Origin of the sequence: Pseudoalteromonas sp. S3431 (assembly GCF_000690035.1) — a bacterium.
Taxonomy (GTDB): Bacteria; Pseudomonadota; Gammaproteobacteria; order Enterobacterales; family Alteromonadaceae; genus Pseudoalteromonas; species Pseudoalteromonas fuliginea.
In genome coordinates, this window is record NZ_JJNY01000055.1 from 38,514 (window position 1) to 50,138 (window position 11,625).

An 11,625-nucleotide genomic window follows, 5' to 3' on the forward strand; every position below is an offset into this window, starting at 1 on the left:
AGTTTATAACCTCGTAGACTCAAAAAGCCGAGCAACATAAGCTCTACCTTAGCTAAAAACCAAACGTTTGGTGAAAATTCAACCTAAAAAGATAAGCAGCCCTAATTTCCCAAGAAATAAATTATTACAAATTAGTTTTATCTTCATTACTTACTTTTTCAGCCTAATTTAACAAGACAAGAAATATCAAATACAGCTCCTATTCACGCCCAGTTTGGCCTCAAGCAAAAATATATAAAAATTAATATATAAAAACTCTTTAAAATTCATAATCAAACCCTAAAAAACACGATTGATAACCTTTAAGTTACATGTTATTAATTAATTCGCTTGTTAAGCAAATAATTTTACAATAAATAAACAAGGGTTTAAGGATGAAACAATCAACAGTATTTACACCTAGCATTATTGTGAGTGCAACACTCGCATTATCGGCAGGTTTTACAACAACAACTTACGCAGCAGAAGAAGCTAAAAAAGTAGAGCGAATTCAAGTTACTGGTTCTCGTATTAAGCGAACTGATATTGAAGGGCCTTCTCCGGTGCAATCAATCGGTAGAGCTGAAATCGAAAACATGGGTTACGATAACTTACAACAGCTTCTAGAAAGAATGCCTGTGGCAGGTAGCGGTACTTTTTCAACCCGTGGAAATAATCAAGATTCAACCGCTAACGGCTCAGCTGCAGTAAGCTTACGAGGCTTAGGTGCTGATGCAACACTGGTACTAATCAATGGTCGTCGTGTATCAATTAGTGCTTTTGCTGAAGGTATCACCAACTCATTTGTAGATATTAACAGTATTCCCGTTTCTGCTATTGAGCGCATCGATATACTAAAAGATGGCGCTTCAGCTATTTATGGCTCAGATGCAGTAGCCGGTGTAGTTAACGTTATTTTAAAGAAAGATATTGACGGCGTTGAGATTAATTTAGGCTATGGCGGTACAGATGGTCCAAATTATGAAGAGACAACAGCCAGCCTTGTTTGGGGTACTACGAGCGAAAAAAGTAGTGCATCCGTTATTATCGATTACTTTAAAAATACATCCCTTTCTTCTGATGAAATGGGCCGCCTAGGCACTGCAAACCAATCGCCTTATGGTGGTGAGGATTTCCGTTCATCTCGTGGTTTTCCTGGCTACTTTTATGTAGATGGTGTTAAAACTATCGATCCTGATTGTCCTGCTGAAAATGCAACTTCAAGTGGTAGCTGTTTATTTGATTACGGCCCATATGGCTATATTTCCCCAGCCTCTGAACGTATAGGCGCTATTTCACAATTTGAATACCGCTTTGATAACGGTATTACAGGCTTTTTAGAAATGGCTGTTCAGCATAATAGCTCTGTCGCTGCAGGAGCACCAACACCACTTGATGAAGATGCTGGCCTGACAGTGCCTGCTAGTCACCCTAACAATCCATTTGGTGAAGACATTCAAATTGGTCGTTACCGTACAGTTGATGCGGGTGCTCGCCAATGGGATATTGAGTCAGATACCTTACGCTTTGTTGCTGGGTTAAAAGGCGAAATAAACGATTGGAGCTGGGAAACAGCAGTACAAAAAGGTCGCAGTAAATCACTGCAAACTGGCGATCGCACACAAGGCTGGGTACGCACCGATTTTTTACAGCAAGAAATTGATGCCGGTAACTATAATCCATTTGGTGGCACATATAACGATCCTGCGGTAGTTGACAGAATAACAACCAGCTTAGTACGTCGCGGTGAATCTCATATGACGTCTTTTGATGCCAATATAACTGGTGAAGCATTTAGTTTTGGTGGCGAAGCAGTAATGATGGCCGCGGGTATTGAATACCGTGAAGAAGATGTAAATGATATTCCTGATGATCAATTTCAACGCGGTTTGATATTTGGTACTGAATCAGTATCCGCTTCAGCAGATCGTGATCAATACGCTGCATACGTTGAATTCTCAATCCCGCTTGCTGAAAACCTTGAGTTGCAATTAGCTGGTCGTTACGACGATTACAGCGACTTTGGTACTACAACGAATCCAAAAGTAGCTCTGCGCTGGGCACCGACTGATGAAGTAACCGTTCGAGGTTCATGGGCGCAAGGCTTTAGAGCGCCTTCATTAGCGCAAATAGGCTTAGGTCCGTCACAAAAGAGTCAATTTTTTGTTGATTCGCAGCGCTGTGAACAAACTGGGTTAGATTGCCAAGCGCTGGATTACAATATTGAGTTCTCTGGTAACCCTGATTTACAAGCAGAAGAGTCAGAATCATGGAACGTGGGCGTTATATGGGCACCAACAGCCGAGTTTGGCTTAAGTGTTGATGTATGGAGTATTACCCAAGATAACAAAATAGATGAAGAAGAGTTTGGCCCTATTTACGCTGCAGAATGTGGCAATCAAAGTAGTACCGTGTGTGTTCGTTTGGCCCCAACGGGTGGTGCAAGCTTGGGCACAATACAAAAAATACACAGCACCTTCAAAAATTTATCATCGCAAGAAGTGTCTGGTGTTGATGTTTCAGCAAACTATAATCACTCTCTTGATGACTTAGGTTTACTTAAATTTAATCTAGAGTGGGCATATCAAGATAAATTTGAAAAAGATGGCCGTGATTACACGGGTGAATATGGTTACCCAGAGCACCGCTTTATTTTCTCAACTAACTGGGAAATTGGCGACTTTAACACTAACGTAAATATCAGTTATGTGGGTGAATTTGAAGATACACCTGATATCGACTTTGATGGTAATTTAGATTTTGATAGTAATACATCGCGTATGATAGATTCACAAACGCTTGTGGATTTACAAACATCGTACCGTATTACTGAATCAGCTAAAATATCTTTAGGTGTTAATAACTTATTTGATGAAGAGCCACCATTTGCTATTGGTGATGGCGATGGCGATTTATATGGTTATGCGTCAGGTGTGCACAACCCTCGTGGCCGTTACCTGTATACTAAAGTAAGCTTCTCCTTCTAAGTAAAAGACACAAAAAAAACCGCCAATTGGCGGTTTTTTATTTAAAACTAAGGGCTAAATTATAGCTCGCCTTCGTTTTCAGATAAGAACTTTGCAACGCCTTCAGGGCTTGCGTCCATACCTTTTTTACCTTCAGTCCAACCAGCAGGACATACTTCACCGTGTTCAGTATGGAATGCTAGTGCGTCAACCATACGAAGCATTTCATCGATGTTACGACCTAGTGGTAAATCGTTCACTACTTGGTGACGTACATTGCCTTCTTCGTCGATTAAGAATGACCCACGAAACGCAACACCCGCTTCAGGATGCTCAACGTCGTATGCTTTACAAATTTCGTGTTTAACATCTGCAACTAGTGCGTATTGAACTTTACCAATACCGCCATCTGCTACAGCAGTGTTACGCCATGCGTTATGTGAGAATTGTGAATCGATAGAAACACCAATAACTTCTACGCCACGCTTTTGGAACTCTTCAAAACGCTTATCAAATGCAATAAGTTCTGAAGGACACACAAACGTGAAATCTAGTGGGTAAAAGAAGATAACTGCTTTTTTACCTTTGATTGTTTCATGAAGGTTATAGCTATCTACAATTTCACCGTTACCAAGAACAGCTGCAGCGGTAAAGTCTGGTGCCTGGCGGCCTACTAATACACCCATTTTATTCTCCAAATATTTTGAGTTTGTTTTCAATTGCTTTCGCAATGCTGGTACTTATATGGGCGCTAAAAATTAAAAACCAATAGCGCATACATATAATTAATTGGCATTCTAAATTTTTTAGTTTAAAAAGAACAATCGTATTTAGCGATGTGAGCAATCGAAAATAACGAACACTTACAACTTGCACTAATCTGCTTGAATAATAGATCTATTTTGAGGTGTAAATTGCGTTGTAATTAGATAGTATTTTTAACCTTACTGAAGAAGGGTTAATACATTAAACTGTTTAAAAAAACATATAATGTGGTATGAATTTTTACAGATAAAAAAAACCTGCAAATGCAGGTTTTTCGTTTATATTTAATCCATTATATCCGAAGGCATATCACCTCGAATATTCTGCCAAATTTCACCCGTTTGATGACCATACTTACGCATCATAGAAATAGCGCCATCATGCTCTTTATTTTCAGCCAGTATAGTTAAATCTTTATAAAACTGACGGGCAAGCTCTCGTGTTCCTGCATCTGAAAAGTAATGACAACCAATCTTTGAATAAAACCCTCTAAAACCGTTAAGAATTAATACATAAATACGGTTATTACCAGCAACTGCTAATTCGTGATGAACTTTATAATCGTAATCAGCAAATGCCTGTGCAGTATCTTCTAATTCATGGCTTTGTGATAAAATTTCAATAACGCGCTCTGGATTCAACTTAATAGCGGCACGCGTATAAATAGCACTAATATTCGTTCTTGCCGATAAAAGCTGATCTGTCAGCTCAGGCATTTTATCTTCATCAAGGCGTGCTAACGTTTCAAGAATATTTAAACCAGACGTTTCCCAAAAATTATTAACTCGTGTCGGTTTACCGTGCTGGATAGTCAACCAACCATCGCGAGCTAAACGCTGTAGTACTTCTCGTAAAGTTGTTCTTGTGACACCAATTAACTCTGAGAGCTCTCGCTCGGCAGGTAGAATTGAACCTGGAGGGAAATCGCCATTCCAAATAGACTCAACTATATATTCTTCAGCAAATCCTGCTGGGCTTTTCGCTTTAAAAATTCTCATTCAATTCCCACTCGAAGTAATCTACAACTTATCGTCTTACACGAATAACTGACTGATTGTACCAGAGGAAGCACAACTAACAAGTAAAGTAAGGCATATTAGTTCAACCAAATGAGTAGAAATTTAATATTTATAAATAATTAAATTTTGATTTTTCTATTTTAGCTACAGTGTATATAAATATAGGCCACATTCACATTAGGTACATTGTTATCACTCGCATATTTTTGTTTACACAAAGCTTTAGCTGAATTAACTTAACGGGCACTAGCTATACATATAAGTACAATAAAAAGGAACACCTATGCAGCAGAGTGTTTTAACTGCAACATTTAAGAATTTTTTAGGTAATGCGCCACAATGGTATAAATATACGATCATTACGTTTCTAATTATTAACCCTATCCTTTTTCAACTAAATCAATACGTGGCAGGCTGGGCGTTAGTATTAGAATTTATATTCACCTTGGCAATGGCACTTAAATGCTATCCACTGCAGCCTGGTGGCTTACTTGTCATTGAAGCCTTATTTATAGGAATGACGACTGCAGGACAAGTTGAACATGAAATAGCACAAAACTTAGATGTAATTTTGCTGTTGATTTTTATGGTCGCCGGCATTTACTTCATGAAAGATTTATTACTCTACATTTTCACGAAACTAGTCGTGTCAGTCAGAAGTAAATCTATTTTATCTTTAGCGTTTACTCTTGCAGCTGCTTTTTTATCTGCATTTTTAGATGCATTAACAGTTATGGCAGTAGTCATTGCCGTTGCAATGGGATTTTACAGTATTTATCACAAAGTCGCGTCAGGAAAAGACTCCAACAGCGAACATGATATAAATGATGATAATCAAGTAAAAGAAGTTAATCGCCAAGAACTCGAAGAGTTTCGTGCTTTTTTACGTAACCTATTAATGCATGCATCTATTGGCACTGCACTCGGTGGTGTTTGTACTATGGTTGGTGAGCCTCAAAATTTAATTATTGCTGAACGAGCGAGTTGGCAGTTTGGTGAGTTTTTCTTAAGAATGCTGCCTATCACCTTGCCTGTATTTTTTGCTGGTTTATTAACTACTTTTGTTCTGGAAAAAACAAAAGCCTTTGGGTATGGCGCTAAATTACCTAAAAAAATTCACACTATCTTAAAAAATCACGCTGAAGGGCTTGATAGTAAACGAACTAAACGCGATAAAGTTAACTTAACTATCCAAGCGTTCATTGCGGTATGGCTTATTGTCGGTTTAGCAATGCATTTAGCCGCTGTTGGGTTAATAGGTTTATCAGTGATTATATTGGCAACTGCCTCTGCCGGTATTATTGAAGAACATCAACTAGGAAAAGCATTTGAGGAAGCTCTGCCATTTACAGCGCTTTTATGTGTGTTTTTTGCCGTTGTTGCCGTTATTATAGACCAACACCTATTCACACCTGTTATTGCTTGGGTACTTACATTTGAAGGGCAATTACAATTAGTCATGTTCTTTATCGCCAATGGGTTACTCTCCATGGTAAGCGATAATGTATTTGTTGGTACTGTGTATATAAACGAAGTTGCAGCGGCACTGAAAGCTGGGGAAATTACCCGTGATCAATTCGACCTTTTAGCTGTTGCTATTAATACAGGTACCAATTTACCAAGTGTTGCGACTCCAAACGGTCAAGCTGCATTTTTATTTTTGCTTACATCAACACTTGCCCCAGTACTGCGTTTGTCCTATGGGAGAATGGTTTACATGGCATTACCATATACAATCGTGTTAACTACTATAGGGCTTACCTTTACTTACATAGGTTTAAGCGATATGACCGAACTAATGTATCAATGGGGCTGGATAGATCATCATGTAGCGACCATCGGGGCTGCATCAAGTAGTCACTAATCTCATCTTAAAAAAAGCTACTTCGGTAGCTTTTTTTTCCTTTTTGTTGCTGCGTACTTTATCCTACGCCATAATATATCGTCTTATTTAAGCGTGGAATTTTTATGAACTGGCTTGCACAATTACCGACTCAACGTACCCCGTGGATTTTATTCACCGTTATTGTTTTTTTACTTGAAGTAACCGCCCTTTTCTTTCAATACAAAATGGGGTTAGCACCTTGCATAATGTGTATTTATCAACGTACCGCAGTACTAGGGTTACTTAGCGCTGGTATTATTGGCTCAATTAAACCGCAAAACAAAGTAGTCAGAATAGCGGCTTACTTAACTTGGGGCGTATCAAGTGTCTGGGGATACCTGATTGCTCAAGAACATATAGATATGCAAACCACCACAGACCCTTTTGCTTTTAGCTGTGAATTTGAACCTAATTTCCCATCATTTTTACCATTGCATGAGTGGATCCCTAGCTTTTTTCAGGCAACTGGTGATTGTGGAAATATAGACTGGCAATTTTTGGGTATGAGTATGCCCGCTTGGATGGAAATCATATTTGGACTATTTGCTAGTGTATTTTTTATAGTGATTAGTAGTCGTTTACTTTTTAAAAGATCGGTTTAATTAGTATGTTTACTTTTTTTTCGAGTCAAATTATAGAATTAAAACATTTAAAAGTACGTGAAAGGCAAGCCGTTATAGCCCTATCGCTAGGTCTGATCTCACCTACTGAACGCGTGTTATTACGTATAATAAAGCTTATATTATTAAGCCCACTGTTTTTAATATTTACCCTATTTGAAGGCTGGGTAGTTATTCCATTTTTAATGCTTGGTGTACTTTGTTATCCATTATTAACTACGCCTATCGAAATTAATTTTGCAAAAAAAAATCTTAGTAAAGCATTAAAAGAATATGATCAGGGCGCTTAGAAGCGCCCTAACCCACTTATAATGTTATTTTATCTTTTAGCTTAGTTATTAACTTTTTTCCTACACCTTTCACTTTCGCTAAATCGTTTACTTCAGTAAACTCTCCATTTGCTTCCCTATAATCAACTATTGCTTGTGCTTTTTTCTTCCCTATTCCTGGTAGCTTAGCGAGCATACTCGCATCAGCATCATTAATACTTACAACATCATATTTAGGCATTTCTTTGACCACATCAACTACCTGTGAAAACGCTGCAGTAGTCGGGAGCAAACATAATATACTTATGAATAAGAGTTTTTGTAAAAGACGCATTTATTTTCCTTATTGTACTTTCGAATTATTAAATTTTGCTCAGGAAATAGTAAAATAAAAATAGCTCATTATATAAAATCACCTAAACACATGATCACTATTATCCGAAATCCTAAAATGCAGCTGGTACAACAAGTGATTTATTAAATAAAGTAAAGTTACAGTTTTTTGTCAAATCTTAAATAAACTAAAAATTAATATCAGATACTTGCAAATTACACCACAAACCATTACTGTACATAAAAACAGTAATCTAATGGTTTTCATAAACCACATTGCCACGCAAGCTTGCAGGAGAAATCATGGCTGTTGTTGTTAAATATGTTGTAGAACGAAACGGAGTCGAGCGCATGACGTTTACTACTAAAAAAGAAGCTGATGCTTATGACAAAATGCTCGATATTGCTGAGTCGCTTGAGCTAATGTTAGAAAAGGTAGATGTGCCATTAAGCGAGCAACAAATAGAGTCACTTGCTTTAGAAATAGCAAAGAGTAAAGAAGACTTTATGACTATATTAAAAGGTGGCAAAGACCCAGTTGTCACCAAAGCCCCAGCAAAAACTAAAAAGTCAGATAACGTTGCATCAACTGAAGACAACAACGATAAAAAACAAGTTAACTAGCCGTTTGCTCCCTACTGGATGAGTTAAGCTAAATAAAAAAGGGAGCAACTAAGTTGCTCCCTTTTTTATTGCTTACCACTTATTTTAAAATAGGTGGTAATTGCTATTTAAAGCTCTTTCTCTACTTCATCAAATAAAGCAGTGATGTTTTGCTCTGGCTCTTTTGTTACTAAGCTGATAACAACAATTGCGATACAAGATAAAATAAAGCCAGGTACAATTTCGTACATAAAGCTACTTAAGCTTTCGCCATTAATAGTAAATGGGCCATAAATCCAAATTAGCACAGTAAATGCACCCACTAACATACCCGATAATGCACCGGCAAAGTTCATGCGTTTCCAATAAAGGCTAAATAAAACCAATGGTCCAAACGCGGCGCCAAAGCCTGCCCAAGCATTACTTACTAAATCTAAAATAGAGCTATCTCTGTCGTAAGCTAAGTAAATGGCAAACATAGCAACTATAGCAACACTGATACGGCCAACAGCCACTAGCTCTTTATCACTCGCCTCTTTACGCAAAAATGTTTTGTAAAAATCTTCTGTTAGTGAACTTGAACTCACTAATAACTGAGATGAGATTGTGCTCATAATTGCAGCTAATATAGCGGCAAGTAAAAAGCCTGCTATTAGTGGATGAAATAAAAGCTCTGAAAGCACTAAGAAAATAGTTTCTGGGTCTTTGACCGTAATATTATTTTCATATGTGTAAGCGGCGCCAAAAATACCAGTAGCAACTGCACCAACAGCAGCAACAATCATCCAAGTCATACCTATACGACGCGCTGTGGGCATCTCCTTCACACTACGAACAGACATAAAGCGCACAATAATATGAGGCTGTCCAAAGTATCCCAACCCCCAAGCCATTGCTGAAATAATCCCTAAAGTAGACCCTGCACCTATCCAATTAAGCATTTCGGGGTTTACACTATGTAAAGTGGACTCTAAAGGCTGTTCTAAAAGTGAGTAGGTTACACAAGGCACTAAAATTAGTGCGATGAACATAATACAACCTTGAACAAAGTCAGTTAAGCTGACGGCTAAAAAACCACCAAACAAAGTATATAAAACAACAACACCTGTAGTGATATACAAACCCATCTCATAACTTAGCCCAAATGAGCTTTCAAATAATTTACCGCCGGCAACAACACCAGAAGAGGTATAAAGCGTAAAGAAAACAATAATAACTACTGCAGATACAACGCGTAGTAAGTTAGATTTGTCGTTAAAACGATTTGAAAAATAATCTGGAATAGTAATCGAGTCATTTGCTTTTTCTGTATAAACTCTGAGTCTTGGAGCTACTAAAAAATAGTTTAACCAAGCACCTGCGATCAAACCAATCGCTATCCATGTACTGCTAAATCCACTTACAAACATTGCACCGGGCAAGCCCATTAAAATCCAACCACTCATGTCAGATGCGCCAGCAGATAATGCAGCGACACTGGGGGAAAGGTTTCGCCCACCTAACATGTAACCAGAGACATCGCTTGTAGATTGTTTATATGCATATAGTCCGATACCTAGCATTACAACAAAATATAACGCCAGTGAAATAATCATTCCTGTTTCCAAATTAGCCTCCGCACATTTAATAATACCAAGCTTTTAATCCGAATATTGACTCTTAAAATTTTATAATAAAGACAGCATTGAGGTAAAAGCATTCCAGCCGACTATATCATGCCTAATATGGAAATCTCCAACTTGTTACCTTTTCCTAGTTTAAAAATATTCATGCTGCACACTTTTAGAACAACACTATGTAAACTCACAAAATAAAACAGATAAACCCTCTTATTTTTAATGATAATTTATTAATCATGCAAATATACGTAATGCTATTTTGAATGTTTTCCAATATATTATTACAATACCTGCTGACTTTACTCATACGGAATTGTTTATGTACTTTTATGCCGCACGCCAACCGATTTTAAATCGTGAAAAAGAACTCATTGGTTATGAGCTTTTATTTCGCGATGGCGTCGATAATGTGTTTCCCGATATAGATGGTGACGAAGCGACAACACGTTTAATAGAAGGCAGTCAATTCAACTTTGGTTTAGAAGATTTAACTGATAATAAGCCCGCTTATATAAATTTTACGTTGGATACGTTATCAAAAGGTTATCCAACACTACTGGGTAAAGATACAATTGTGGTTGAAATACTCGAAACAGTTCAACCCGGGAAGCGCTTATTAGCAATTGTTAAAGACCTAAAAGATAAAGGGTATACTATTGCACTTGACGATTACATTCATCAGCCTGTGTGGCGTCACTTTTATCCATTTATAGACATCATTAAAATTGATTTCTTAACATGTGATACAAGTACAATAAACAACGTTATTGACGATATAAAACAACATTCTCATATTAAATTACTTGCCGAAAAAGTTGAAACGTATGAAATGTATAGCTTGGCATTAGAACTCGGTTTTGATTATTTTCAGGGATTCTTCTTTTCAAAACCCGAGATGGTGCAAAGTAAAGCATTGCCACCATCAGAGATGGCATTAGCTGAATTACTGTATGAAACCTCAAGTATTGAAATAGATCTTAAAAAAATCACTAATGTATTTGAGCGTGATGTAAATCTATCTTATAAGCTTCTTAGGTATTCAAATTCTGCTGCCTTTGCAAGGCGTGCTGAAATCAGTACAATTAAGCAGGCACTTATTGTGCTTGGCGCTAGCGAAATTAAAAAGCTCTTATCATTACTTTTTGCTGCGCAAGTATCTGCAGATAAGCCCGTTGAATTAATCAAATTATCCTTAACCCGAGCACGTTTTGGTGAATTACTCGCTATTTCTCATGGCCAATTTAAAGATACTGGCATGGCTTTTTTAACCGGTATGATGTCTCTAATGGATGCTATTTTAGATGAGAGTATGGAAAGCGTAATGCAGAAATTACCTTTATCTAACGAAATAAAAGCAGCATTACTCGATAACGAAGGTTTATTGGCACAATACCTAAACCTAGTTAAGTATTATGAGCAAGCAAACTGGTCAGCGGCCAACGACATAACTACAGAACTAAACCTTGGTGAAAAAGTACCTGATGCCTACCATGAAGCGCTAGCTTGGGTCGATGAGCAAATGCATTTAATGATTCACGAATAATAACAACACCAGCAAACAAAAACG

General features: G+C 37.5%; 10 protein-coding genes. 6 read left to right on the forward strand and 4 right to left on the reverse strand.

Annotation, left to right across the window (positions count from 1 at the left end; translation table 11 throughout):
• The first annotated feature begins 374 nt into the window (after positions 1 to 374).
• A complete protein-coding gene (locus DO88_RS05420) occupies positions 375 to 2,966 on the forward strand; it encodes a TonB-dependent receptor (RefSeq protein ID WP_033040145.1) in 2,592 nt (863 codons plus the stop codon).
• Between the two features lie 59 nt (positions 2,967 to 3,025).
• Here the strand turns inward: DO88_RS05420 and DO88_RS05415 are convergent, their stop codons facing one another.
• Entirely contained in the window at positions 3,026 to 3,631 is a 606-nt protein-coding gene (locus DO88_RS05415; protein ID WP_007378637.1) for a peroxiredoxin, read from the reverse strand.
• Between the two features lie 363 nt (positions 3,632 to 3,994).
• Positions 3,995 to 4,708 (reverse strand): fatty acid metabolism transcriptional regulator FadR, encoded by a 714-nt coding sequence (gene fadR / locus DO88_RS05405; protein WP_007378635.1) that lies wholly within the window; start codon positions 4,706 to 4,708, stop codon positions 3,995 to 3,997.
• Positions 4,709 to 5,012: 304 nt separating this feature from the next.
• On the opposite strand from fadR, the gene nhaB reads away from it, so the two are divergent.
• From nhaB to DO88_RS05390, 3 genes are all read left to right on the forward strand, one after another.
• Positions 5,013 to 6,593: a sodium/proton antiporter NhaB gene (gene nhaB / locus DO88_RS05400; RefSeq protein ID WP_007378634.1), complete on the forward strand. Its 1,581-nt coding sequence runs from the start codon at positions 5,013 to 5,015 to the stop codon at positions 6,591 to 6,593.
• A 104-nt stretch (positions 6,594 to 6,697) separates the two neighbouring features.
• Positions 6,698 to 7,216: a disulfide bond formation protein DsbB gene (gene dsbB, locus DO88_RS05395; RefSeq protein ID WP_007378633.1), complete on the forward strand. Its 519-nt coding sequence runs from the start codon at positions 6,698 to 6,700 to the stop codon at positions 7,214 to 7,216.
• Positions 7,217 to 7,221: 5 nt separating this feature from the next.
• Complete coding sequence (locus DO88_RS05390) at positions 7,222 to 7,524, forward strand: DUF6170 family protein (protein ID WP_008133810.1); 303 nt, start codon at positions 7,222 to 7,224, stop codon at positions 7,522 to 7,524.
• Between the two features lie 16 nt (positions 7,525 to 7,540).
• Here the strand turns inward: DO88_RS05390 and DO88_RS05385 are convergent, their stop codons facing one another.
• A complete protein-coding gene (locus tag DO88_RS05385; RefSeq protein ID WP_007378631.1) occupies positions 7,541 to 7,837 on the reverse strand; it encodes a ComEA family DNA-binding protein in 297 nt (98 codons plus the stop codon).
• 302 nt (positions 7,838 to 8,139) lie between these two features.
• Here DO88_RS05385 and DO88_RS05380 point away from each other — a divergent pair, with 302 nt between their 5' ends.
• A complete protein-coding gene (locus DO88_RS05380; protein WP_033040146.1) occupies positions 8,140 to 8,460 on the forward strand; it encodes a YebG family protein in 321 nt (106 codons plus the stop codon).
• 107 nt (positions 8,461 to 8,567) lie between these two features.
• Here the strand turns inward: DO88_RS05380 and putP are convergent, their stop codons facing one another.
• Positions 8,568 to 10,046 (reverse strand): sodium/proline symporter PutP, encoded by a 1,479-nt coding sequence (gene putP / locus DO88_RS05375; RefSeq protein ID WP_033031455.1) that lies wholly within the window; start codon positions 10,044 to 10,046, stop codon positions 8,568 to 8,570.
• A 331-nt stretch (positions 10,047 to 10,377) separates the two neighbouring features.
• Here putP and DO88_RS05370 point away from each other — a divergent pair, with 331 nt between their 5' ends.
• Positions 10,378 to 11,601, forward strand: a complete 1,224-nt coding sequence (locus tag DO88_RS05370; RefSeq protein WP_033040147.1) for an EAL and HDOD domain-containing protein — start codon at positions 10,378 to 10,380, stop codon at positions 11,599 to 11,601.
• The last annotated feature ends 24 nt before the right edge of the window (positions 11,602 to 11,625 follow it).